At 62.0% G+C, this 23,749-nt stretch carries 20 protein-coding genes; 13 read left to right on the plus strand and 7 right to left on the minus strand.

All coding sequences use genetic code 11. The features are described from left to right. Positions 1 to 13 precede the first annotated feature (13 nt). The 3 genes from GK109_RS00355 to GK109_RS00365 all read left to right on the plus strand — a co-directional run bounded on the left by GK109_RS00355 (position 14) and on the right by GK109_RS00365 (position 3,013). Positions 14 to 1,348, plus strand: a complete 1,335-nt coding sequence (locus GK109_RS00355) for an MFS transporter (RefSeq protein ID WP_197432364.1) — start codon at positions 14 to 16, stop codon at positions 1,346 to 1,348. 96 nt (positions 1,349 to 1,444) lie between these two features. Continuing rightward, positions 1,445 to 2,281 (plus strand): CoA ester lyase, encoded by an 837-nt coding sequence (locus GK109_RS00360; protein ID WP_157238271.1) that lies wholly within the window; start codon positions 1,445 to 1,447, stop codon positions 2,279 to 2,281. 51 nt (positions 2,282 to 2,332) lie between these two features. Continuing rightward, on the plus strand, positions 2,333 to 3,013 hold the full coding sequence (locus GK109_RS00365; RefSeq protein WP_157238272.1) for a GntR family transcriptional regulator: 681 nt from the start codon (positions 2,333 to 2,335) through the stop codon (positions 3,011 to 3,013). 144 nt (positions 3,014 to 3,157) lie between these two features. Here the strand turns inward: GK109_RS00365 and pdxA (GK109_RS00370) are convergent, their stop codons facing one another. The 7 genes from pdxA (GK109_RS00370) to GK109_RS00400 all read right to left on the minus strand — a co-directional run bounded on the left by pdxA (GK109_RS00370) (position 3,158) and on the right by GK109_RS00400 (position 11,028). Next, the gene (gene pdxA, locus GK109_RS00370; protein ID WP_157238273.1) at positions 3,158 to 4,159 is read right to left on the minus strand and encodes a 4-hydroxythreonine-4-phosphate dehydrogenase PdxA; all 1,002 of its coding nucleotides are present in this window, start codon (positions 4,157 to 4,159) and stop codon (positions 3,158 to 3,160) included. Beyond that, a complete protein-coding gene (locus GK109_RS00375; protein ID WP_157238274.1) occupies positions 4,159 to 5,394 on the minus strand; it encodes a four-carbon acid sugar kinase family protein in 1,236 nt (411 codons plus the stop codon). Before GK109_RS00375 ends, pdxA (GK109_RS00370) begins: the two co-directional genes overlap by 1 nt. A gap of 91 nt (positions 5,395 to 5,485) precedes the next feature. Then, a complete protein-coding gene (locus GK109_RS00380) occupies positions 5,486 to 6,472 on the minus strand; it encodes an NAD(P)-dependent oxidoreductase (protein ID WP_157238275.1) in 987 nt (328 codons plus the stop codon). Beyond that, the gene (locus GK109_RS00385; protein ID WP_157238276.1) at positions 6,450 to 7,220 is read right to left on the minus strand and encodes an SDR family NAD(P)-dependent oxidoreductase; all 771 of its coding nucleotides are present in this window, start codon (positions 7,218 to 7,220) and stop codon (positions 6,450 to 6,452) included. The genes GK109_RS00380 and GK109_RS00385 overlap by 23 nt, the downstream gene beginning before the upstream one ends. Positions 7,221 to 7,311: 91 nt before the next feature. Continuing rightward, positions 7,312 to 8,568 carry a four-carbon acid sugar kinase family protein gene (locus tag GK109_RS00390; RefSeq protein WP_157238277.1) on the minus strand — a complete coding sequence of 419 codons (1,257 nt, stop codon included), beginning with the start codon at positions 8,566 to 8,568 and terminating at the stop codon, positions 7,312 to 7,314. Next, the gene (pdxA, locus tag GK109_RS00395) at positions 8,565 to 9,569 is read right to left on the minus strand and encodes a 4-hydroxythreonine-4-phosphate dehydrogenase PdxA (protein ID WP_157238278.1); all 1,005 of its coding nucleotides are present in this window, start codon (positions 9,567 to 9,569) and stop codon (positions 8,565 to 8,567) included. The genes GK109_RS00390 and pdxA (GK109_RS00395) overlap by 4 nt, the downstream gene beginning before the upstream one ends. Beyond that, positions 9,562 to 11,028 (minus strand): FAD-binding oxidoreductase, encoded by a 1,467-nt coding sequence (locus tag GK109_RS00400; RefSeq protein WP_157238279.1) that lies wholly within the window; start codon positions 11,026 to 11,028, stop codon positions 9,562 to 9,564. Before GK109_RS00400 ends, pdxA (GK109_RS00395) begins: the two co-directional genes overlap by 8 nt. Before the next feature lie 81 nt (positions 11,029 to 11,109). On the opposite strand from GK109_RS00400, the gene GK109_RS00405 reads away from it, so the two are divergent. The 10 genes from GK109_RS00405 to GK109_RS00450 all read left to right on the plus strand — a co-directional run bounded on the left by GK109_RS00405 (position 11,110) and on the right by GK109_RS00450 (position 23,704). After that, positions 11,110 to 12,450: an MFS transporter gene (locus GK109_RS00405; protein ID WP_157242484.1), complete on the plus strand. Its 1,341-nt coding sequence runs from the start codon at positions 11,110 to 11,112 to the stop codon at positions 12,448 to 12,450. 6 nt (positions 12,451 to 12,456) lie between these two features. Further along, positions 12,457 to 13,428 carry a YhfZ family protein gene (locus GK109_RS00410; RefSeq protein WP_157238280.1) on the plus strand — a complete coding sequence of 324 codons (972 nt, stop codon included), beginning with the start codon at positions 12,457 to 12,459 and terminating at the stop codon, positions 13,426 to 13,428. 183 nt (positions 13,429 to 13,611) lie between these two features. Beyond that, complete coding sequence (locus tag GK109_RS00415; RefSeq protein ID WP_157238281.1) at positions 13,612 to 14,361, plus strand: SDR family NAD(P)-dependent oxidoreductase; 750 nt, start codon at positions 13,612 to 13,614, stop codon at positions 14,359 to 14,361. Positions 14,362 to 14,449: 88 nt separating this feature from the next. Continuing rightward, positions 14,450 to 15,619 carry a mandelate racemase/muconate lactonizing enzyme family protein gene (locus tag GK109_RS00420; protein ID WP_157238282.1) on the plus strand — a complete coding sequence of 390 codons (1,170 nt, stop codon included), beginning with the start codon at positions 14,450 to 14,452 and terminating at the stop codon, positions 15,617 to 15,619. Positions 15,620 to 16,762: 1,143 nt separating this feature from the next. Then, on the plus strand, positions 16,763 to 17,626 hold the full coding sequence (locus GK109_RS00425; protein ID WP_370460292.1) for a formylglycine-generating enzyme family protein: 864 nt from the start codon (positions 16,763 to 16,765) through the stop codon (positions 17,624 to 17,626). Between the two features lie 114 nt (positions 17,627 to 17,740). Continuing rightward, the gene (locus tag GK109_RS00430) at positions 17,741 to 18,766 is read left to right on the plus strand and encodes a LacI family DNA-binding transcriptional regulator (RefSeq protein ID WP_157238284.1); all 1,026 of its coding nucleotides are present in this window, start codon (positions 17,741 to 17,743) and stop codon (positions 18,764 to 18,766) included. A gap of 352 nt (positions 18,767 to 19,118) precedes the next feature. After that, complete coding sequence (locus GK109_RS00435) at positions 19,119 to 19,895, plus strand: carbohydrate ABC transporter permease (RefSeq protein WP_197432367.1); 777 nt, start codon at positions 19,119 to 19,121, stop codon at positions 19,893 to 19,895. Then, entirely contained in the window at positions 19,892 to 20,728 is an 837-nt protein-coding gene (locus GK109_RS00440; protein WP_231754771.1) for a carbohydrate ABC transporter permease, read from the plus strand. Before GK109_RS00435 ends, GK109_RS00440 begins: the two co-directional genes overlap by 4 nt. Positions 20,729 to 20,767: 39 nt before the next feature. Continuing rightward, positions 20,768 to 22,144 carry an ABC transporter substrate-binding protein gene (locus tag GK109_RS00445; RefSeq protein ID WP_157238286.1) on the plus strand — a complete coding sequence of 459 codons (1,377 nt, stop codon included), beginning with the start codon at positions 20,768 to 20,770 and terminating at the stop codon, positions 22,142 to 22,144. A 189-nt stretch (positions 22,145 to 22,333) separates the two neighbouring features. Then, positions 22,334 to 23,704 (plus strand): sulfatase, encoded by a 1,371-nt coding sequence (locus GK109_RS00450; protein WP_157238287.1) that lies wholly within the window; start codon positions 22,334 to 22,336, stop codon positions 23,702 to 23,704. The last annotated feature ends 45 nt before the right edge of the window (positions 23,705 to 23,749 follow it).

The following is a 23,749-nucleotide window of genomic DNA, read 5'->3' on the forward strand; positions in this document are numbered from 1 at the left end:
AGGAGAATGCACAATGAGTCAAGACGCCACCCTTTCCGTGACGGCCCCGCCGCAGGTCGAAAAAAGGACCTCCATGGTCCCGATTGCTCTGGCCACGCTAAGCGGTTCCGCGCTGGAGTGGTACGACTTCTTCCTGTACGGCACGGCCGCAGCACTCGTTTTCAACAAGATCATGTTCGCCACCACAGACCCCTACGTCGGCACCCTGCTGGCATTTGGCACGTACGCACTTGGTTTCCTGGCCCGCCCCCTCGGCGGCATCATTTTCGGCCGGCTCGGTGACCGTATCGGCCGTAAATCCGTCCTCATCGTGACCCTACTGATCATGGGCTCTGCGACCCTGGCCATGGGCCTGATCCCAACCTACGCCCAAGTCGGGTTCTGGGCGCCCGTCATCCTGATTGTGCTTCGACTGATACAGGGACTGGGCGCCGGAGCCGAATTTGGCGGCGCCGCGATTCTCGCCGTTGAGTTCTCCAAGAAAGACCGCCGCGGCCTCCACGGATCTTGGCCGGCGGTGGGAGTTTTCCTCGGCCTGCTCTTGTCATCCGGCATATTCGCCATCGTTACCACCATGCTTCCAGAAGACGCCTTCCTCTCCTGGGGCTGGCGCATCCCGTTCCTCCTGAGCATCCTGGTCATCATCGTGGCAATGGTCATCCGCCTGAAGATATCCGAAACACCCGCGTTCGAGAAGCTCAAGTCAGCCGATCAGGTCGCTAAGCAACCATTACGCGAAATCTTCCGCACCCAGAAGAAGGGACTCTTTGTCCTCATGGGCGCCCAAGTCGCCCAGAACGCGAACTCCTATATTTACCTCACGTTCGCCACCTCCTACATCGTCGGCACGCTCGGACTGGCCAAAAACCTCGGACCCCTTGGTGTCACACTGGGCGCCGCCGTGACTCTCGTAACCATCCCTTTCTTTGGCTGGCTCTCGGACCGCATCGGCCGAAAGCCCGTAATCCTTTTCGGCGCGATCTCTGCAGCGGCGTTTGCCTTCCCTTTCTTCTGGCTCCTTCAGACCAAGACCGAAAGCCTGGTCCTCCTGGCGATGATGATCGGCATCGGCCTAGGCAACGCCGCGATGTTCGGACCCCAGGGCGCCTTCTTCTCGGAACTGTTCACCGCACGCGTCCGCTTCAGCGGCCTCTCCATGGGTCGTGAAATCGCCAGCGCCGCGGTCGGCGGCTTCGTCCCCCTGGTGGCCGTCGCCCTCGTCGGCTGGTCAGGACACTACTGGCCGGTCGCAATCCTGACCATCGTCGTCTGCCTCGTTGGGATCGTAGCAGTATCACTAAGCTCGGAAACCCGGGATCGCTCGATCGAAGCCACAGAAGCCCACTAGCCCCTATCGGGAAACGCGGGGGCAGGCCATGCAAACGGCCTGCCCCCGCTCGGCTATCCCCCCCACTGACACCACGAGCAGGAATGATCGTTACGGATGTTCTCAACCACCCCCGCCTTTCTCTACGTGCCGGCAGACCAGCCAGCACTGCTCGGGAAGGCGCGCCAACACCGAAACGCAGCACTTATCCTGGACCTGGAAGACAGCGTCGCACCCTCCCGGAAAGAGTATGCGCTCCACAATGCGATCGAATTTGCACAACAAGGCCCGCATCCTGGAGGCACATGGGTCCGGATTAACCAAGGGGGGCAGGGCATCAGCGAATCTGCGGTTCTCGGTGCTGCCAAAAACCTCAGCGGCATCTGGATCCCCAAGGCCGAACAAACCCAGCAAGTGCTTGACATAGCCGCGGTCCTCCCGGCCGCCGCTGCGCCCCGGCCGAGAATCGGCCTCCTGGTTGAAAGCGCCAAGGGTGTGCTCGCACTTCAGGAATTGTCTGCAATGAAGGAAGTTAGCCAGCTACAACTTGGCGAACTGGACCTCGGAGCGGACCTGCGTCACCGCGCCAGGCATGCTGAGAACATGCTATTGGCCCGGCAGAATATGGTCCTGAACGCTGCCGCGCAAGAGCTCCCGGCACCCATCGCCCCCGTCGAGGACAACGTTGTTGACTTGGACGGGTTCCGCGAGTCCAGCAAGAAACTTCGAGACGCCGGCTTCGGAGGGCGAGCGTGCATTCATCCAGCACAGGTCCGGATCGCACTTGAAGTCTTTGGCATCTCAGAAGAGGAGCGTTCCGCCGCGCAGCAGCTGCTGGCCCATTATGAAGCCGCGACCTCCACAGGACAGGGCGTGATCCGGGACGATCAGGGTGTCATGATCGATGCCGCTTCGGTCCGCACCGCCCGCCTGGTACTCGGACTCCGAGCTTAAGGACCTACACACGCTATAGCGGAGAATGAATACAACACACGGGAGGCACAGATGGAAGACGAGACGATCAAAACGAAGAGTGCGCAGATCACGCAGCAGCTGCGAGACCTAATTTCCACAGGAGAACTGCCGCGCGGATCATCACTGCGCCAGGACAAGCTCGCAGAACTGTTTAATACCAGCATCACACCTGTCAGGGAAGCGCTGCGCTCCCTGCAGGCGGAAGGGCTGATCGTGGGCGAGCCGCACCGGGGAGTACGCGTCGCATCGGTCGATCTGGAGCACCTCAAGAGCACCTATGTCATGCGGCGACTCGTCGAAGGCTACGCGATCCAGAGATCCACCCACCGGCTCACGATCCTTGACCTGCAGAAGGCCACCGACCTCAACCGCCAAATGGAAGCCGCCTATGCAGCAGGCAATTCACTTGATGTGGGAACCATCAATCGTGATTTTCACTTCCTCTTCATCGAGCGGTGCGGCCTTGCCGGTGTCACGCACGAGGCCGAGAACCTCTGGTACTCATACCCGTGGGACATTCTCCGAGTCGTTTCCACACGTGTTCCCCATTCAGTTGGCGAACATGATGCCATCATCAATGCTGCCCGGTCCGGAGACCCCGAGGAAGTGGGAAGGGCCGTCGGCACCCACTTGTCCAACAGCTACCGCACACTCGTGAAGCATCTCACCGGGGATGATGTCATCGATCCATTCGATCTCAACGCCGTCTGACCTGCTCCTGAGGAAAGGCGCGCAGGGATTCGCATGCGGGATGACTGACGTCGTCGTGGCCGGCGCGGCCGTAGCGGCAAACGGAGAAGGGCTGCAGCCCCTGCGGCTTGACGGCGGTTCTGACCTCCGCGTTGCCTGTCTGCTTCAGGCCAGGTCCGCGGGGCTTGGAGTGGCGTGGGCATATCTGGCTGCTGTGAGGAGGGTGTGGGCCATGTTTCGTGAGTCCGCGACCCCCTTGCCTGCAATGTCGAACGCTGTTCCATGGTCGACTGAAAAGCGCAGGAAGGGCAGTCCCAGTGTCGTGCTGACAGTGCCATGAAAGTCGATTGATTTGCAGACTCCGGCAGCGATGTCGTGATACAGGGAAAGAACAACGTCGAACCGTCCCTGGGCGGCCAACGCGAAGACCGAATCCGCAGGAACAGGTCCCGTGACATCGATTCCCAGCGATCGGGCCAACTCCACCGCAGGGGCGAGAATGTCGATCTCCTCTGAGCCGAAGAGTCCACCTTCGCCACCGTGTGGGTTCATTGCCTGAAGAGCAATACGTGGTGACTCGAGGCCGACCATGTGGGACACGGAGACAAACCGTTCCAGCGTCCTGACGATCATGTCCTGATCGATGCTGTCAAGTGCCTGGCGAAGGGATAGGTGCCGGGTTAGGAACAGGACGCGCAGGTCCTGGACGGTGAAATACGTCAGTGACCAGGGGGACAACGTTAGATCGGCGAGCAACTCCGTATGTCCCTGGTGCCCCAGGCCTGCCAGCTTGAGCGCGGCCTTGTTGATCGGTGCGGTGACAAGGGAGGCGATTTCTCCTTCCTGCGCCATCCTTACGCCCTCGACTATGTAGTCGTACGAGGCCCGGCCTGCTTCAGCGGCGGCGATGCCGAATGCCTGCTCCGGGTCGACCCCCGGCACATTCCGGACCGCCAGGGCCCCGTCCACAAAGCCCTCGACATCAACATCAACCAAAGCGGTGCTGATACCCACAGCCTCGCATGTACGGCGCAAATTCGGGATGCTGCCGATTAAGAGCGGCCGGCACTGGGCTCTGACCGATTCCTGCGCCGCCGCTGCGAGCACGATCTCGGGGCCGATGCCCGCAGGGTCCCCTACTGTTACTCCGATGATGGGCAAATCCATTACTGTCCTCCTGTAGATGTGTTGGTTCGGCGACGGTCATCCGACGCGAGCAGTTCTATGGCATGAAGGGTTCTCATGGCATCGCCTTGGGAACCGGATTGGATTATGGCCAGCATTCCGTCATGGTTTCCGCCTTCAATCCTGGTGATCGGCGTGGCCGGCCAGGGTTCGCCGAGGACGGAGAGCCGTTGAGGTTTGAGCAGCCGGATCAGCGCCGAGGAGACCTCGCCCCCGAGCAACACCAGCCCTGTCGGGGTGACATCGGCAAGGATCCGGGCTGCGGTCTGTGCAGTATTTACTGCAACCGCCGCATTGGGCGAAGCGAGGCCTGACCGGTCCCGCATGGTGGTCAGCGCAACGTTCATTCCGGCGCGCAGCCCTTTGACCGCTTCGTCGACGACGCCATCAGCCCCTCTAGTGGCATCGAGGACGATGGTATGGAGGCCCTGCGCGATCACTTCGATCTGCTGCCGTGTCGCTTCGCGGTAGCTGGTGGCCACCACGAGAACGCCGGGTCTTTCGCGCTCGAGTTCTGTCTCAAACCAGGCCCCGAGCAGGCCATAGGACCCGGCAAGGGCCAGATCAGTACCGTCCCGCTGCACTTTTCGGATTCCGGTTGCGACCAGGTTCAGGTCGTTGAGGGACTCCGAGTCGACCACTACGCTGCGCCCTGCCGACATGTTCGCCGCCAGCCGCACAGGGAAAGACTCTGATCGGAGGGCCTGAAGGGACAGAACTTCGGAGTCGAGCAATTGATAGGGGTGGGCGCTGTTTTCTTCCCCGACGGCGTCTGTAAGGTCGAGCTGCATTCCGTTCACCTCTTGGAGTCCACTTCTCGTTGTGATTCCGTAAGAGGGTGCGGCCGCGGCGAGTACAACGGGGCGCTGCACGACATCATGCCAGGCTGTCATCTCGGCATGGGTGTTGCCACGCAAGAGGCTGTCCACGCGCTTGTACATGAGAGTGCCGGGGCCGAAAGAGTACAGCGCGGCCACCGTGCAGGCGCGCACCCGTTCAGCCGCTTCTGCCTGGTTCAGCAGCCGGCTGTTCGTATCTACGATAAGGGCGTGGGCGTTGCTGAGGCTTGGAATGCAGTCCCAGTGAACGATTTCCGTTCTCGCCCCCGCCCGGGCCGCTTCGCCCGCGGCAGCCACGGCTCCGGTTAAGTCGTCACTGAGGACCACAGCTTTCGGTAGCTGCTCTTGAATGACCTTTTCCTTCCGGTTTAAAAGCAAAAAAGCGTTAGCAGGCCAAGCATGCCGATCCCTTGGCGCAGCAGGCGGAGCAGGAACGGGCCGGGAGAAAAGTTCGGCGAGCCGACCCTGACTAAAGTTTTTGATGTGAGCTTCTGTCAGCGAGGCTTAAGCCGCTGCGGGCTTCAATCACTTCGACGATGAGGGGGTCGTCGCCTTCTCCGTTGTGCCGGTCGACGGCTTCCCGGATAGTTTCTGCAGCCGCCTTGGTGACTCTGGCGTCGACACCGAGCTGTTCGGCGAGTTCCAGTCCTGCTGCCATGTCTTTTGCAGCAACGGCAAGCGAGCCGCCACTGCTGTATTCATTACGCCAGCTCAGTGGGACCCGGTTGCGCAGGGCCCAGCTGTCGCCACTGCTGCGGCCCACAACCTCGATGACAGTGTCAGGGTCGAGCCCGGCCTTGGTTGCGGTGACGACCATTTCGGCCGCGGAGGCCATGGCGCTGAAGTACATCGCCTGATTAATCGCCTTCATCGTGGCACCAAGACCAGGTCGGCTGCCCAACCGAATGATGGCTTCACCGAGCACTTCGTGCACCGGCCGTACGGTCTCCAAGGCGGCCTCGGAGCCAGCCGCCATGATCGTCAAGGTGCCGGCTGCGGCGCCTTCAACCCCACCGCTGACAGGTGAATCGACGATATGGAAGCGATCTGCGGCGCGTTCTGCTGTGTCCGCCACGAATGCGGGCGGCAGGCTGCTCATCAGAATCAGGACGGAGTCTGGCCCTGCGGACTGTGCGAAGCCGTCGTCGCCCCAGATCGCCTCATCAGCCTGAGCAGCGTTGAGCACCATCAGTATGGTTGCTTCGGAGTCCTTCGCGACAGCGGCAGGTGAGGGTGCCGCTGTCGCCCCGAGCTGAGGCAACGCGTGTGCGACTTGCTCGCGGGGGTCGTAGGCAGAGACCTGATGGCCTGCTTTCACCAAGCGATCCGTCATCTGCCAGCCCATGTTTCCGACGCCGATGATTCCAACCTTCATGACAGCTCCTTCGCTGGTTGTAGTGCGAGTTGATTTGGCTCTTGTTTCTTTGTGCCGGTTACTGCGCGGTCCAGCCGCCATCGACGAGAAGATGGTGGCCAGTGACGAGGTCGGCGCCTTCGGATACGAGGTAGAGCACCGCCGCAGCAACTTCCGAGGACTTCCCCAGACGGCCGATGGGAATGCGCCGCATCACTTCCTCTTCGATCTCCGGGTCTTCGAACATCTGCCGGGCCAGGGGACTGTCTATGAATGTGGGTCCGACGCAATTCACCCGGATCCCGTAAGGCGCCCACTCAAGAGCCAAGACCTTCGACATCTGGACGAGTCCCCCCTTGCTGGCCGCGTAGGCAGCGCGCTTATAGAAGCCGACCGAGCCGATCTGGGAGGCGATGTTGACGATCCTTCCGGACGTCCCTGACTCGATCATCGTCTTGGCAGCAGCCTGCGACAGGAAGAAGATTGCGCGGAGGTTGACGTCAAGGATGGTGTCCCAGCTCGTTTCATCGACGTCCAGGGCATTCTGCTGGATATTGGTTCCGGCTCCGTTGACGAGAATATCCAGTCCGCCGAAGTGCTCCGCAATCCGCACGATGAGCGCTCGGGCCGCGGCAACGTCTGTCAGATCGGCGGGAAAAGGGTGGGCTTGAAGTCCAAGCTCATCGGCTTCCGCCGCCACCCGTTCCACGTCGTTGGCGGTGCGGGCCACCAGTGCCACCGCTGCACCGGCTTCGGCAAGCGCCAGTGCCGTGTGCCGTCCCAGACCGCGGCCGGCTCCGGTGACGACGGCGACTTTGCCATCGAGGCGGAAACTTGGCAAATAGGACATCTGGTTCTCTCCCTAATGTTGATTCCCAACACCCCGGTCGCGTGCCGATCTCGTTGGGACCGGTCCTGTGCCCGAGGGTGCGGGTTTTGGTCTATCGGATGCCGGGCTGGCTGGCTTCCTGTGGCAGATTGTGCAGGCGGCTGCGCCGGCCGAGGATGGTGTGTGCTGCGCCAGCAAGGGCGCTCTCGGAGCCGAAGGCGCCGGGTTTGGTCATGATAAGCGGCCACTGCGGTGTTGTCGTGCACACCGCGAAGGGTACTGCGGCGGTGCATTCCCCGCGTACGGCCAGGGACGCGATTGCGAGCACGTCAAACACGGCTCCGGTCGTCTCACCGCCGATAAAGTACAGGGCGTGGCCCGGTGCCGCCTGAACCGCGAGGGAGAAGGGGACGGCGAGAAAGTTGGCGAGGTCGCGTTCGTTCCATCCAAGCCGTGCGCAGTGTCGCTTGACATCTTCCCCGGTGCGCGCAGCTGCCGTATGCACAATAAGGACGCTGGCCGAGGATGAGTGGATACGGGCCGCAGCGCGTTCCCCCTCACCGTTGGCCTCGCCTGTGAGTATCCGGCCTATGTCCAGAATTATTTCTTCTGCCCCTGCGGCCACGAGATAGGAAAGTTGTGCGGCGGTGGCTGCTGAAGCGGACCCTGCGATGACAAGCAGCTTATCGACCACAGGCGGCACGAACAGGCCCGCCGTTCCACTGCCCAGGAACGTGTCGGCGAGGGGGGCGCCAAGTCCGTAAGTGCCGCCGAAGGAAACGATCCCCGCGTCTGCGGCCCCCGCCACGACCGTTGCCAGGTCGGCTTCCGTTTCCGAGTCTGCCAGGACGGGACCGTCCGGGTTTTGCCGCAGCCATTTTGCCACTTCACCGCTCCCCCGCCTCACGGTGCCCAGGTCAAGGGAGACCAGGGGCTCTGCCATGGAGGGCGAGAGCAGGTCAAGAACACTTGGCCCCGGACCGCCAGGTCTGAACTGCCGGCCGTCTCTGAGCGTCAGTCCTACTTCCGGACACGATGGGGCGATAAGGAGCCGTCCAGGGCAGGCTGCGGAAAACGCAGCCAACTCCGTCGCGACGTTGCCCTTCAGCGTACTGTCGATCTTCTTCATAAGAACGGCTGCGCACGCATCGGTCAGAAGCCCGGCTGCGTCGTGAACCCGTTGGGCCGCCAGGGAGGGCGCAAGGTACCTGCTGCCGGTTTCAAGGACAATGGACCTGGCGGGACGGATGGGTTGGCCCGTTCGGACGACATCGACGAGGTGGCCCGTACGGGCCACCTCCGCTCCAATGCTTGCTCCGCCGGTCACATCATCGGCGATTACTCCGATGAAGCCCTTGGCTGGGGTCATGATGCCGCTACTGCTGTTGATGACTGCGCGAGGTCCCCGGCAAGCTTAACGGCGCGGGCCAGCAATGACGGGTCCGCGTTGCCTTGCCACGCGATGTCGAACGCGGTGCCGTGCCCGGCCGTGGTGCGGATGATGGGCAGGCCCGCAGCGTACGTGACGTATCCGTAGCGTTTGAGGGGAATGGTGCCCTGGTCGTGGTACATGGCAAGGACCGCGTCGTAACGGCCGGCCTCGGCTGCCGCGAAGAGGCTGTCCGCTGCCAGGGGGTCGCTGAGGTTCATGCCTGCGGCACGGCACTTTTCCAGTGCAGGTTTGACGTGTTCGATTTCTTCGGTCCCGAACACCCCGTTCTCCCCTGCGTGGGGGTTCAGTCCCGCGATTCCGATCCGTGGTTCGGCTACCCCGAAGTGGTCGCGCATGGCAGTGTGGAGCTCTCCAAGGATCCTTTCGATCCGGTCCGCCCGGACGCGTGCGACAGCCTCCAGCATGGAGCAGTGGGCGCTGACCAGGCTCACCCTGAACGGGCCTCCGACGAGAATCGTGTGGAAGGCCTCGGTCTTGGTCAGGTGGGCGTAGATCTCGGTTTGTCCCTCGAAGTGATGACCGGCGGCGTTGAAGGCCTCCTTGTTTGCCGGGGCCGAGCAGACGGCTGAAATCTTCCCCTCGAGGGCCAGCCGGGCGCTGACCTCGATGGCGTCCACAGCGGCCTTGCCGCAAGCGGCGGACACCTGTCCCGGGATGACCGAAGCGGCGTCCATGGGTGCGTCCAGAACATAGGCGACGCCAGGCTCGGTGGCAGCCTCGGCGGGATCGTGGACAGCGCGGATTTCGGTTGCCAGCCCCACGGCCGCAGCAACACGGCGCAGCAGCTCCACGGACCCGATGAGCAGCAGTGGCTTGGCGGGCATGAAGGCCGGCTCGGAGGCAATCCGGAGGCTCAGCTCGGGGCCGATGCCGGCCGCATCACCGATAGTGAGGGCAACGGGTGCGTCGTTAGTCATTAGCCTGTCCTTTCGCCTGCGGGGCCAGGCCCAGCTTTCCCGGAGAGAGTACACCGGCAGGATCCAGTGCTGCCTTGACCTTGTTTAGAACCTGCAGAGCGTTCCCGTGCTCGCGGTACATCCAGTCTTTGCGGGCCTCGCCCACCCCGTGGTGGTGGCTGACTGAGCCTCCCGCCTCCGAAACGGTGCTCAAGGCGGCGTCCCAGGCGTTCCGGTACCGGTCCAGCACTTCCTGCCGGTCCGTGCCGCTGGTGAAGAAGATGAAGTAGATCGCGCCGCCGTTGGGGTAGAAGTGCGAGTAATGGGCGTAGGCCTTGTCCACGTGCGGGTCCATTGCTGCCAAGACCTTGCCGTGCAGTGCCGCGAGCTCGGGCCAACCCGCCGAGACCTCAATGGCGTCGGCAATCATCGTCCCCCCGGCGTTCCCGCGTTCAAGCCAACTGGCATCAAATCGCGTTCGTTCCCACGTCTCTCCCGGGACTGCGCCGAGATCGGCCCCGCCGTGTGCTGCGGCCGCGGCGAGAGCCACGGACTCTTCCGACGCCACAACCGACTCGTGACCGTCGTGGCCGAGGATAAGTAGTGCACGTCCCTCACCAGGGACACCGGAGCGCTCGTAAAGGTGGGCGGCTTCGTCACCGTCATACAACCGGATCACGGCAGGGGTGACGCCGGCGTCCAGTATCGAACGGACAGTGGCCAAGCCGCCGGAGAGATCGTCGAACGCGATGCCGCGGAACCTGCTGTCACGCGCCAGCGGAAAAGTCCGAAGCGTGACGGCGGTAATGACCCCAAGCGTCCCTTCGCTGCCGACGAAGAGCTGGGCGATGGAGGGACCTGTGGAGGAGCGGGGAACTGCCCGGGTCCTGACAATGGTGCCGTCAGCCAGAACCACTTCCAGCGCCACCAGCAGATCCTCGATGTTGCCGTACTTGCTGCTGAAGGTTCCGGAAGACCTCGTTGCGACAAGTCCGCCCACGCTCGCCAGCGACAAAGACTGGGGATAGTGCGGGATGCGTCGGCCCCGTGCGTTCAGGGCCGCTTCGAGGTCGGCGCCCAGCATCCCCGCGCCGACGGTGACTTCCCCCCGTTCATCATCGAACGCAGGGACCCCTGCCAGACGGGCCAAATCCAGTGAAACAAAGACGCCGTCATTGACGACGCCTCCAACGACACCCGAACCTGCCCCGTAAGGCACGACGGCGATGCCTGCTGTCTGCGCCGCTTTGAGCACTTCCGAGACCTCCTCGACGCTGGAGGGGCTGATCACGGCAGCGGGGAGATGGCGCTCCCGCTCTGCGGCGGACCATTTGGCAGCTTCCGGCCACCTGTCCCCCGCCCGGGAAAGGCGGCTCTCCTCTGTCCTGTCCACGGCGACTGACGGTGCCGCTTCCTGCAGCTGCTGCAGGAAGCGGTCTGCCTGATCCACCGCTATTTTCGTGTCTGCGGGAATGCCCATAGTTTTTCTCCTTTTCCGATCTGGCGTTTCCTACAGCATACTGTATATTGTTTGTAACGGAAATCACAGAGAGGTGAAATGATGTCCCGTACTCCAGATCTACGAAACCCGGCCCCCTCATCCGCTGGAGGATTGACGGCGCGGCGCGGAGCCTTCCGGCTCCGTTGGCTGATTTTGGCCACGACCGCTCTTCTGCTCGTACTGAATTACGCAGACCGGGCCGCCTTGGGTGTTGCAGGGCCCCAGATGATTGAACAGTTGGGCTTGAGCAAGGCCCAGTTCGGCTTGGTGGCCAGTGCGTTCTTCTTTGGTTATGTTCCGTGCGCCTTTTTGGGCGGATGGCTCTCGGACCGCTACGGCCCCCGCTCCATCATGGGCGTCGCTGTCGCCTGGTGGTCCCTGTTCACGGCGTTGACGGCTGCCGGTACAGGCTTCGTATCGTTGCTGATCATCCGGGTTCTTTTTGGCTTCGGTGAAGGGCCTCAGGGGTCAGTGTCGACCAAAACCATGCACAACTGGTTCCCGCAGCGTCAGATGGGGACGGCTATGGGCTTGGTGCAGGGCGCAACGCCGCTCGGCGGCGTCGTCGGCACCCCGCTCGTGGTGTGGCTGCTGAGCATTGGTGACTGGCGACTGGCTTTTATAGTCCTGGGCGCTGTCGGCGGCCTGTGCACCATCGGCTGGTTCGCCGTCGTCCGTGACCGCCCGGATATGCACCCATGGGCGCGCCTGCAGGATGTCGAGGAACAGCGGGAGCGCATCACGGCGATGCCAGAGAACTCCGGCGCGGACGAGGCAGACGCACTTCCCCTCAGGCACTACTTCAAGATGCCGATCATCTGGTCCACTGCCATTGCCTTCTTTGGCTACGCGTGGGTTTTGTACACCTTCTTGACCTGGTTCCCGGTTTACCTGACCCAGGAACGCGGCGTGAACCTGAAAGAACTCGCCGTCGCCGGCACCATTCCTTGGGTTTTCGGCGTTATCGGCTTCGTCCTTGGCGGACTTATCACCGACCGCATTGCCCGGCGGACGGGAAAGCCTGCGACGGCTCGGGCCGTGATGATTGTCGCCGGTCTGACTGTTACGGCTGTTCTCTTCGCGCTGATTGGCCTGGCCGATTCCACAGTCGCCGCGGTGGCGCTGATGGCGGCCGTGGTCTTCGTCCTTTACCTGACCGGCGCCCAATACTTCGCCATCGTTGCCGACATCGTTCCTGGCCGGCGGGTCGGGGGCGTCATGGGCTTCGTTCACGCGATTGCCAACCTTGCCGGGATAGCAGCCCCCTTCATTGTCGGCGCCATCATCGACAACACGGGGTCATGGGCAACCACCTTTACCCTCAGCGGGGCGGTGTGCATCGTGGGAGCCGCCCTCATGGCTATCTTCGGTCGCTCCAAAAAGGTTGCGCAGGTAGTGTGAGGACCCATGTACACCAGTGTCGCGTCCGAGACCTCTGCTACGGCGTCCGCGCCCCGGCCGGCTGAGACGCCGCAGCAGCGGGCCTCGGCAGGGGTCGCACTCACGATCCTGACCACTGAAATCGGCGCACGCCTGCCTAACATTGACCAGCTCCGCTCCAGTATTGGAGTGGGAGCCGGAACAGTTCAGAAGGCGCTGCAGGACATGCAACAGAACGGGTGGGTAACCCTCGACCCCAAGCCGCGGCAAGGAACCTTCCTTCTCAGCCGCCGCAGTGGCGAGCTATGGCACACCGCCGGGCTACCCACCCTTTCCGTTCTTTTGCCGCTGCCGAACAGCTGGGAGTTCCAAGGTCTTGCCACCGGGCTGCGATCCGAACTGGAACGCCTCGGCGTACCTTCAACGTTTCTCTACGGGCACGGCTCGGAGCAACGTGTCGCAGCTCTTCAAAGCGGACTCGCCCACATCGCCATAATGTCGCTGGGAGCAGCTGAACGCTGGACATCCGAAAACACCGGGATAACAACCCATGCTGCCCTACCCCCAGGCAGCTACTACGCATCCGACTCGGTCCTGGTGATGGCCCGTGCAGCCCGGCACGAACTCGGCACGGACCTGAAGATAGGAATTGACCGCCTTTCGGTAGACCACTCGGCCCTCACTAGGGCCGAGTTCCCCGACCATGAGTACGTCGACGTCAGCTACGCCCAGGTTCCATCTGCGCTGACGAGGGGGATAATCGACGCCGCGGTCTGGCATCGGACTGCGCTTGGCCTCTCACTCGACGACCAGGGGCTCCTCGCATGGCCCCTGGAACAACCGAGCGCACGCAGCCTCAGCGAGGGCATCAACTCGGCGGCAATCGTTGTCAAAGCCAGTGACGAAGCAACCAGAGGTGTGCTTCGCGAACTCGATGCGGAACGCCTGCTGGACCTGCAGCGGGGCGTCGTCGCCGGTGACGTCCTTCCCCTGTACTAGTCAGGGCCCAAGAATCACCTGGTTCTGGATCACGGCGCCCTGCTGAAGCCTGGTCTCGCAGGAGAGGACCGGGCGCGGGATCACTGTTTGGCGGAGCCCACAGGGCACAATGGCCCGCGAAGGCAGAATGAGCTTTTCCTTGTAGAAGTGCGTATTCGAGGCAACAAGAAGGGAACAAGTTTCATGGCAGAAAAAAGTGCGATCGTTACCGGAGGAGGCTCGGGCATCGGGCTCGCGACCGTTGAGCACTTGCTCCGTGAAGGCTGGCATGTCATCGCTGCGGACCGTGACGAGCACGCTTTGAACGAGCTAACTTCAGCACTCCCAGGGACGGACTTAACCACCGCCGCCGTCGACATCACTGACCCCGCCGACGTCGCCGATCTGGCATCCCTGTCTGCTTCAGGAGTTCCGCCGGTCACGGCGCTGGTCAATAGTGCCGGTATCGGTACCGTCGTCCCATTGCAGGAGACGACCGCGGAGCTTATGCGGCGTATCTATGAGGTCAACGTAATTGGGGCTCTGGCAATCACGCAGGCGGTTGCGCCCATACTTGCGAAAAACGGTGGTGGTTCCATCGTGCACCTCGCCTCAGTGTCCGGGATCCACGGGAATTTTGGACGGGCAGCATATGGGGCATCAAAGGGGGCAATGATTACCCTGACAAAGGTCATGGCAGTGGAACTGGCAGGTGAAGGGATACGCGTCAACGCAATCGCTCCAGGCCCAATCGAGACCGCACTAACAAGAAACAGCCACAGCGCTGAAACGCGTGAAGCCTGGGAAGGCTCCGTTCTTCTGGGCCGATATGGCACGCCGGAGGAAGTAGCAAGCGCCGCCGCATTCCTGGTCGACGGCAAACGGTCCTCATTTATTACAGGCCAGATACTCGCGGTTGACGGCGGCTTCACCGCAGCCGGAGTGCGGGCATAAAGGCCCGAAAGAACGATCAAGGAGACCCGAATGGGAAAATTTGCTGACCTCAAAGTACTTTGCCCTGATATGAAAAGTTGTGGATCCTATGCCTGCTAAAACCCGGATCTCTGAGGTCACCGTGCATCTGGTCGACCAATATGCGTTCGTTAGAATCCGGACAGAGGATGGCGCAGAGGGCATCGGTCAGAGCGGGTACTTCGGATTTCCTCAGATCACAGACGCAATCCTCGAGCCCCTTCGCTCAGTGCTCCTCGGACAAAACCCTGATGAGATCGGGCGGCTAGGACTCGAACTATTCCGTGCGGTATCAGTGCGTGGCGGAGCACTGACGTCGACAATCGGCGCAGTTGACCTGGCGCTCTGGGATCTGAAGGGACGCCGGTTCGAAGTTCCCGCATATGACCTCGTCGGTGGACGCCACCGGCACAAAGTAAGACTCCACTTGCTCATGGGACAGAAGTCCTGGCCTCGTGCATCGACGCCTGATGACCTTCTTACAGAGGCGAAGCTCGGGGTGGCAGAGGGTTTCACCGCAGTAAAGATCGACCCGTTCGTCGAAGGAGACGATGGGTTCCACATACAGACATCCGCCCGCCGGATAAACAAAGCGGTCGAAATCGTGGAAGAACTGCGCTCGATTGTTGGAAGAGATGTCGATTTGGGCGTCGAATGCCATCGCAAGTTAACCACAGGCGAAGCCATCCAGTTCGCCCAGCGCTTGGAGCGCTCGAACATCCACTATCTCGAAGACCCGATGCCGCCCGACAGCATTAGCGAATACGCGCGACTGGCCCAGGCCGTCAGAACTCCTCTGGCTGTGGGCGAGCGCCACGATACCCTTTACGAGTTCGAGGACCTTCTTAATGCGGGCGTAGGTGACTTCCTTCGACCTGACATAGGCAACGTAGGTGGCCTGAGCGCCAGCATTAAAATCGCTGCACTGGCGGAAGCGCGGCATCGCCGAATCATGGCTCACAATTTCTTGAGCCCCTATCTGACGGCTGCTGCACTCCAACTCTATGCAGCGGTTCCCAATACAGGCACATTTGAGTGGACTCCGCTGGACGAGGAGCCGCATCGAGCAGCAATGCTCACTGCGCCGCTTCCTCGCACCGGTGGATGGTTGGACGTGCCCGAGGCACCCGGACTTGGTTTCGACATTACACCCGGATACCTTGAGTCCGGGCCTGAATTCGCAGCCCCGCCGGCACCGGGCACACTTCGGACACAGGACGGTTCGATCCATGCCATCTAGGTACTTCGACCGTGGATGTTGTTGACGGGCCATAGTGGTAACGCCAAGTAGACCGCGAGGTGGATGGGCTCGTCTTGAGTACGGATCCGCCCTGCGGTCTTCTTCTCCACCTTAGGGCGTCGTGCGCCCGAGTCCCTACTACTGACGCCTAATGTGGCCTGCCAGTGATGGATATGCTGTGGGCCCACCTTACGTGCGAGCAGGGTCCAGCTCAGGAAGCTGCAGCATACCCAAGGGTTACGAACGAGGACTCTTTGGCATACGAGACGCCTTGCGGCCGCACACCCGGATTTTTAATATGTCAAGCTTTGTCAACAGCGAAGAGGGAAAAAGTCTCTGACCTGCGAAAACACTGTGCCCGAGGTGGGACTCGAACTGCATTCCGGCCCTTGCAAGCACTGGGAACCCGCGGAAACATGCGGATTCTGAAGCAATCCGAGGCCTCTACCGTCCAATCCGAGGCCACGACTGTGGACAATGTCCACACCCCGACTTCGCCCCGTCAAAGCGTTCAAGCCAGCGATCGCATCCCGCAAAGAAGGGATGCGGTTCTTCTTTGTCGTGACAGATTTGCCTCGGCCCTGCAACAGACTCTCGCGATTGTAAATACGAGGAGTATTGAGCAGGCATCGAACGGAACTTTACGACATCCGGTCGAATCCACACGGCACTTGTACCCCATGAAAGATCCCGCCCTGCAGCACCGCTGACGGCACTGCGGTATGCCCTCGACGAAATGCACGAACGCTTCGAGAACCTCGGCCAAATCGAGGAGCGCGACTGTCCGAGCGGCGGCATGCGGGGCGGAAAGGAGCAGTCACCAGCGGCCCCGTCATTGTCGCGGCTGAGGCAGCCTTAGTGGTTGCCGGCTTCCCGCAGCAGTCGCTTTATGCCAAACGGGAAAGATGCTTTCCTGGAAGTAATAAGGCTCAACGGGCATAAGCTTGCTCGAGGGCAAATCAGACTTCACCGTCCTGATGAACCCGGAAATGTTTGTCCGGTACGAAGCCACCGTATGCCTGCCTTCAAGGAGTTCAGTTGATCGAGGATTTTACGCAACTTCCCTCCTCCTGCTGTGCGCCTGCCGGACGGGATCTGACAGCGAACCGTACAGAACACCGTACAACGGTCACTAGAGGTGACGTGCTCGCCCCAATTCACGATGACGTGCTCCTGCCCGCGGCGACCTTTGAGATGGGGGACGCATTCGGGGAGGGCTATCCGATCAACGGAGAAACGCCAGTGCACCCGGTCACGGTCAATTCCTTCCGCATCGATACCACTGCCGTCACAAACAGGATGTTCAACGCATTTGTGGCTGCCACGGGCTATCGCACGGAAGCCGAACGCTACGGCACCTCCGCAGTTTTTCACCTTCTGCTCGAAGCACCAGCGAGCGATGTGCTCGGCGAGGCCGATGGAGCCCGTTGGTGGCTCAACATCCGCGGCGCTGATTGGCGCCACCCCAGAGGAATAGACTCGGATTGGTCAACCATCCCGGACCACCCTGCGGTGCAGGTTTCGCACAACGACGCCCAAGCCTACTGCGCATGGGCAGGCCGAAGACTTCCCACGGAAGCAGAGTGGGAGTACGCAGCGCGGGGCGGCCTCGCAAACAAGCGCTATGCCTGGGGAGATGAACTTCATGGACGCCAAGGAGAGCACCTCTGCAACATCTGGCAGGGCGAATTCCCGGAGTTCAACTCCGTGGAAGACGGTTTCCTGGGGACGGCTCCGGTTAGAAGCTTCCCTCCTAATGGCTTCGGCCTGTACGAAGTAGCAGGGAACGTCTGGGAGTGGTGCTCGGACTGGTACCTGCCACGGTATTACCGAAAATCCCCCAGCATAAACCCGCAAGGGCCGACGATAGGTGCCGGCCGGGTCATGCGGGGCGGGTCATACCTCTGCCACGAGTCCTACTGCAACAGGTACCGGGTGGCGGCCCGCACCTCTAACACCCCCGAGTCCTCCAGTGGAAATACAGGCTTCCGGACCGTGGCACTCTAATATTCGCCTGCTCCGGCAAGAAACGTTCCGGCCAAGACCGGCGCGGGGCACCGCTTGGACGCGCCACACAGTTCCTGTTAGACGCAATGGCTGGTGCAGGATTAGTCTGCTTAAGTGAAACGCGTGACGCTCCAAGATGTGGCTGAACATGCAGGTGTCTCCCGTGCCGCTGCCTCGATGGTCGTCCGCGAGACCGGGCGGCTGAGCGACGGGACGCGTAAGCGTGTCCGGCAGTCAATGGAGACCTTGGGATACGTCTACCATCGGGGTGCCGCTACCCTGCGGACGAATCGGAGCGGTCTCCTCGGGTTGGTCCTGACGGATATATCGAACCCCTTTTTCTCCTCCATGGCCCTGGGTTTTGAAGAAGTCGCCGCCGCTGCCGGGTTCATGACGATGGTTACCAGTACCTACGACGAAGCCAGCCGCCAAGAGCGGGTGCTGCGGACGATGCGGGAATACCCCGTGGACGGCCTGGCCTATTCCCCGGCACTGGGGAGTGCAGCTCCGTCCGTGTCAGTCCCCACCTTGGCTATTACCCGACGGTCACAAGATGGCTCCCCGAGCCTGCGGTTAGAAGAAGTGAAGGCCGGATTTCTGGCTGCAGACCACTTGGCGAGAGTGCACGGTGCGCGGAAGTTCGTCTACCTCGGCGGGCCCGAAGGGGCCGTGCCGGGGCAAGAGCGGGTCGAAGGGCTTGAGCAAGCACTTTCGGCGTTCCCTGGCGCAGAGCTCGTTGCAGTCTTACGCGGCAAGACAAGCACGCAAGGCGGGATAGAGCTCGCCAATCGCCTGCTGTCCACCAATATCTCTTTCGACGCGGTCCTATGCCACAGCGACGTGATCGCCTACGCACTCCTGCACGCACTCCGGACGCAGCGAGCAGAGCAGGAACCGGCAGGCGTAATCGGGTTTGACGGGCTCCCGGAGTCGGCCCTATTCAACCCTGCCGTTACGTCCGTAGCCGTCGGCCCTGAGGAGATGGGCCGACGCGCAGCGCAGTGGCTTCTGGACGCCCTGGACGGCAACATTCAGTCCCCACTCGCTCCCATCGAGCCACATCTTCAGGTAAGGGGTTCCTGCGGCTGCACAGAAACCGAAACCCTTGACGTGAGGCCTGGGTCACAGTTAGCCTCTTAGCGATGGTAGATCGATCCATCCTTCGGCTACTGTTCGACTCCTCCAGCAAGGCCCTGCATCGCCGCCTGATGGGGTGCCTTCAAAGCTGCAATTCCCATAAATGAGGGCGGCTAGCAGTGGTAGATCGATACAGCACCCAGAATTTCGAAAGGTGAGCAATGGAAGCTCCTATCCCCAGCGGCCGGGCGGACAAATGACGGCGGCCGTCGGAACCGCGTTGGCCCCCTCGTCGCCGGTTAAGAACAGCAGGTCCCGCCGCCGCGGCAAAGCCGGATGGGCCGCGATCGCCTTGGCTCCATTTGTTTTGTTCTGTCTCCTAATCGGGGCCTATCCCTTCGCTCGGGTACTCCAGATGGCGCTGAGCGAAGTGGCCATCACCGGCAGCGGATTCCATTTCACTTGGACCGGTTTAGCCAACCTCCAGACCGTCTTGGCCGACGCCGCCGCTTGGCAGGCGCTGGGGAACACACTCGTCTTCATCATTGGAAGTGTCGCGGGAAGTCTGATCGCAGGACTGGCCGCCGCCCTGTTGGTGGACCGGGCGGTGACGCTGCTGCCGATCGCCCGCAATGTCATGATCTGGCCGGCAGTAATCGCCCCTGTGGTGGTGAGTCTGATCTGGCTGCTCATCCTTAGCCCCACGGCCGGCGGATGGAACAAAGTCCTCGCAACGTTCGGCCTCCCGGAGCAGAACTGGCTGGACACAGGGTTCGGGGCCATGACTAGTGTCATTGTGGTGGACATCTGGCACTGGTCCCCAGTGGTCTTCCTCTTCATCTACACCGCGCTCAAGGGCATCGGCGAAGAACTGCTCGAAGCCGCCCGGGTCGACGGCGCCTCTGAAGGGGCCATCCTTCGCCGGATCGTGCTTCCCCTGCTGCTGCCCGCCATCGGAACCGTCGCGCTGGTACGCGTGGTCATGGGCGTGAAGGTCTTCGACGAGATGTACCTGTTGACCGCTGGTGGCCCGAACGGCGCCACAACGCTGGTGTCGCAACGGATCCAGCTCTGGTTCTTCCATGATCTGCAGTACGGCAATGCCGCCGCGTTCAGCGTTGTCGTCATCATCCTGACGGTAGCCCTGCTTCTGGTTGCGGTGCTGGCACGACGGGCAAGGCGGGCGGCATGAACGTGAACAAGCCAATGCGCCGCAGCAACCCAGCAGTCGAAATCACGCTGGTCGTCATTATGTTGATTGTCATCGTCCCGATCGTCTGGGCAATCCTGCTGGCATTCCTTCCCAACCGGGCCATCATCAGCCGGAGCTGGGACTTCCCGTTCTGGCTCGGAAACTTCCGGGCAATTTTTGCCGACGGCACGTTCGGAGTCCAGCTGCTCAACAGCGTCGGACTGGTCATCGGGACCGTCGTCCTATGCCTGGCGATTGGAGCCTTCAGCGGGTATGCGCTGGCAAAGCTGTCCCCGCCGCGCTGGCTCACGCTGCCGGCGCTGGTGCTGTCCGGGATCATCCCGCTCATCCCCCCGGCGACCCTCGTGCCAGGCCTTTACGTGCTGCTGAACAACATCGGCCTCCTCGGGACGGTGCCGGGCCTTATCCTCGTCAACACTTTGTTCAACCTGCCGTTTGCCGTCCTGCTTATGAGCTCGTATTTTTCGGCGCTCCCCGACGAGCTGCGTGAATCGGCGCTCATGGACGGAGCCCACGAATTCCGCGTTTTTTGGATGGTGATGCTGCCGCTGGTCCGGCCCGGTCTCGCCGCGACCGGTGTGTTCGTCGGGATCATGGCCTGGAACGAGTTCCTCATGGGCCTGACTCTCACCTCCGGCGGCCTCACAGCCCCGGTCACCGTCGGCATCGCCGGGTTCCTCCAGCAGTACGCGGTCACCTGGGGCGAGCTCGCCGCCGCCGGGGCCGTCGCCGCAATCCCGATGATCCTGCTCGCGATCTTTGCCAACCGGCAGATCGTCTCCGGGCTCACCGCCGGGGCAGTCAAGGGCTGACCCCACCTCAACCGACCGCTGATATCGAAGGAGATACCTATGCAAACATCCGCACAGCCCCGCTTCACCCACTTCGCACGAGCTGCGGGGGCCTGTCTTGCCATCGCAACCGCAACCGTAGGCCTGGCAGCCTGTGACTCGGGAGCCCCGGTTCCCCCGGGAGGAGCGGCCAAAAACGTCACACTCGTTGTGCCCACGAGCCAAGCGCCCTGGAATCCGGCCTACGCCAAGGTCGTGCAGGAATACCAGAAGGAAACCGGCAACAAAGTGGAGTTGCGCAATTTTCCCAACCCGGATGTGAAGACCCAACAGGTCAACGACATCCAAAGCCAGAAGCACACCTTCGACGTCTTCCAAATCAACGAGCAGGACCTTGCCCAGTTCAACGTCAACGGCTGGGTCCAGCCGTTCAACGAGGTCGACCCCGGCTACAAACCGGACGAGCAGATCTACAGCTACAGCAACGTCGCGAAGTGGGATGCGTCCAAGAAAGTCTTCGACGCCAGTGGGAAAATTACCAACCTCCCTTTGCTGGGCAACGTCGACATCTTCGTGTACCGCAAAGACATCTATGAGAAACTCGGCCTGAACGTCCCCAAGACATGGGAGGAAGTCATCTCCAACGGCAAGAAAATCGCGGAGGCCCAGGCAGCCAAGTACGGCGGCGTCTTCCGTACCCAAGGGGTCCCCGGTACCTACAGCGCCACCTTCGAATTCCAGCCACTGCTCAACAGTGCTGGCGGGGCCTGGTTCAAGGAACAGGGCACGGACTGGACACCAACCGCCAACACGAGCGCCGGCGTTCAGGCCGGGACATGGCTCAGGGAACTGGCCCAGCTGGGGCCCTCCGCCACCACCACAATGGGTCAGGCGCAGGTGATCGCGGAAATTCAGAATGGGAACGCTGCCCAGAGCTATCTCGTGGCCGCCGCTGCAGCCCAGCTCGAAAACCCGGCCAACTCCTCGGTCGCGGGCAAGATCGGCTATGCGCCGCTGCCCCAGACGCCATCCGGTGAAGCATCATCCGCCACAGGCCTGTGGTCTCTCGCCATACCGGCAGGCCTCCCGAAGGAAAGGGCCGAAGCAGCACTGGACTTCATCACCTGGATGACCTCACAAAAGGCCCAGACGCTGTTCGCCAAAGAGGGCGGAATTCCCGTCCGTGGTGATTCCTACGAGCCCTCCGACATCTCCGGCGCGCAACAAGAGGCTCTGCAGGCTATGAAGGAGACAGCCGAGAATCTTCCACAAACGCCGACGTCACTTCGCTACGGATTCTCGACGGAGATGCTCAATGCCACCGAACCTGCGCTTCAAAACATCGCCGCAGGAAACACCCCGCCTAAAGACGGCATGGACCAGATCCAGACCGCACTGCAGGGCATCATCTCCAAAGCCGGTCTCCCCACGCGTTGACGGCCACGGCGGGCGGCGGCATCAACACCAGCTCTCAGCCTGCGCCGCCCCGCCGGCCCAAGTAGACCGTCCGGCTCCCGTATCAAAACGCGCCCACCCTCGATACGGGAGCCGTACCCCCGATCCCACAGCAAGCTGTCGCTCCGCGTCGCCGTCATCAGCGGCAGGCGTTGGTGCCGGAAGGAACCCATGCCCCTCCCCACTCATCCAGACGTGGTCTTGATCCACTGCCACGACCTCGGTCGTTGGCTCCCCACCTATGGCATGCCACACGTGCCGGCACCGAACATAACCGAATTCGCGGCCGACTCGATCGTGTTCGAAAACGCCCATTCATCGTCACCGCTGTGCTCCCCTGCCCGCGCATCCCTCTTTACCGGGCTCTCGCCCTACCGCAACGGGGTCCAGGGACTCGTCCACAATGCATGGAGGTATCGCGAGGGCGTACTGACTGCACCCGAGCGCCTCCGCCCGCTGGGATACCACTCAGTCCTGATCGGACTCCAGCACGAAAACGTCGATCCGACCGTCCTGGGCTTTGACGAATGCCCCGGTCTCGGCTTCCTCCCACGCACCAATCAGGTGGTCGAAGCCACCGAGCGGTGGCTGGGCCAACTGCCCGGCCGCAATGAACGCAAGCCCGTCTTCCTCACCGTCGGAACCTGGGAGGTGCACCGGCCGTGGGGCCCCGAGGACTACGACCCAGCTGATCCGTCCGAGGTGGACGTCCCCGCATTCCTGCCCGACAACGAACACACCCGCCGTGACATCGCAGCCTTCAACGGTGCGATAGCCCAATTCGATGCCGGGTTCGGCAGGCTGCTCGCCGCGATTGACTCAGCCTTTGACAGAGAGAACACAATGGTCGTCTTCACTACCGACCATGGCGTCGCCTTCCCCCGGGCGAAGAGCACGCTGTACGACGCCGGTACGGGAGTGAGCTTCATCGTCCGGCCCCCCTCAAGCTGGAACGTGGCACCCCACCGAGTCAAGGAACTAACCAGCCACATGGACCTCCTCCCCACGCTCCTCGAGCTGGCAGGCGCCGCCCCGGACGGAGAAGAGCTCGAAGGCGAATCGCTCATGCCCTTGCTCACCCAACAGCCCGGTAAAGAGGGACGCGTCATCTTCACCTCTAAGAGTTTCCACGACACCTACGACCCGAAACGGGCAGCACGCTCCGCGGAGTACGTGTACATCCGCAACTATGAACCAGGACCCAAGCTTCAGTTGGCCATAGACCTCGAGACAAGCGACACACGCCAAGGAATGGGAGACGCCCATCTGGAGCCGCGTGAGCCTGAAGAGCTATACGACCGCCGGGCCGACCCCTCGGAACTCGTCAATGTCATTCGCAACGCCGAGTACCAGCACGTACGCTCCCGGCACTCCGACCTCCTCGACAAGTGGCTAAAAAAGACCGGGGACCCAGTTGCACACACGCCCATCGAAAGCGCACCTGCGCGCAACCGGCATGTTGACGACCTACCCCCGGCCAGCACGACGGAATCCCGTCCAGCACCCGTCACCGAAACCGAGGCGGCCGCTACGAGGACGTAAGAAGACAAACGACCTTGTGGCGGAATTCGAAGTGTCCGAGGCGGC

This window comes from Pseudarthrobacter sp. GA104 (genome assembly GCF_009741265.1).
In the GTDB taxonomy this organism is placed as follows: domain Bacteria; phylum Actinomycetota; class Actinomycetes; order Actinomycetales; family Micrococcaceae; genus Arthrobacter.

Coding starts and splice junctions, on each gene's coding strand:
- GK109_RS00355 (WP_197432364.1), top strand. CDS start 14: ATGAGTCAAGACGCCACCCTTTCCGTGACGGCCCCGCCGCAGGTCGAA.
- GK109_RS00360 (WP_157238271.1), top strand. CDS start 1,445: ATGTTCTCAACCACCCCCGCCTTTCTCTACGTGCCGGCAGACCAGCCA.
- GK109_RS00365 (WP_157238272.1), top strand. CDS start 2,333: ATGGAAGACGAGACGATCAAAACGAAGAGTGCGCAGATCACGCAGCAG.
- pdxA (WP_157238273.1), bottom strand. CDS start 4,159: ATGGATTTGCCCATCATCGGAGTAACAGTAGGGGACCCTGCGGGCATC.
- GK109_RS00380 (WP_157238275.1), bottom strand. CDS start 6,472: ATGGCGGCTGGACCGCGCAGTAACCGGCACAAAGAAACAAGAGCCAAA.
- GK109_RS00385 (WP_157238276.1), bottom strand. CDS start 7,220: ATGTCCTATTTGCCAAGTTTCCGCCTCGATGGCAAAGTCGCCGTCGTC.
- GK109_RS00390 (WP_157238277.1), bottom strand. CDS start 8,568: ATGACCCCAGCCAAGGGCTTCATCGGAGTAATCGCCGATGATGTGACC.
- pdxA (WP_157238278.1), bottom strand. CDS start 9,569: ATGACTAACGACGCACCCGTTGCCCTCACTATCGGTGATGCGGCCGGC.
- GK109_RS00400 (WP_157238279.1), bottom strand. CDS start 11,028: ATGGGCATTCCCGCAGACACGAAAATAGCGGTGGATCAGGCAGACCGC.
- GK109_RS00405 (WP_157242484.1), top strand. CDS start 11,110: ATGTCCCGTACTCCAGATCTACGAAACCCGGCCCCCTCATCCGCTGGA.
- GK109_RS00410 (WP_157238280.1), top strand. CDS start 12,457: ATGTACACCAGTGTCGCGTCCGAGACCTCTGCTACGGCGTCCGCGCCC.
- GK109_RS00415 (WP_157238281.1), top strand. CDS start 13,612: ATGGCAGAAAAAAGTGCGATCGTTACCGGAGGAGGCTCGGGCATCGGG.
- GK109_RS00420 (WP_157238282.1), top strand. CDS start 14,450: ATGCCTGCTAAAACCCGGATCTCTGAGGTCACCGTGCATCTGGTCGAC.
- GK109_RS00435 (WP_197432367.1), top strand. CDS start 19,119: ATGGCGCTGAGCGAAGTGGCCATCACCGGCAGCGGATTCCATTTCACT.
- GK109_RS00440 (WP_231754771.1), top strand. CDS start 19,892: ATGAACGTGAACAAGCCAATGCGCCGCAGCAACCCAGCAGTCGAAATC.
- GK109_RS00445 (WP_157238286.1), top strand. CDS start 20,768: ATGCAAACATCCGCACAGCCCCGCTTCACCCACTTCGCACGAGCTGCG.
- GK109_RS00450 (WP_157238287.1), top strand. CDS start 22,334: ATGCCCCTCCCCACTCATCCAGACGTGGTCTTGATCCACTGCCACGAC.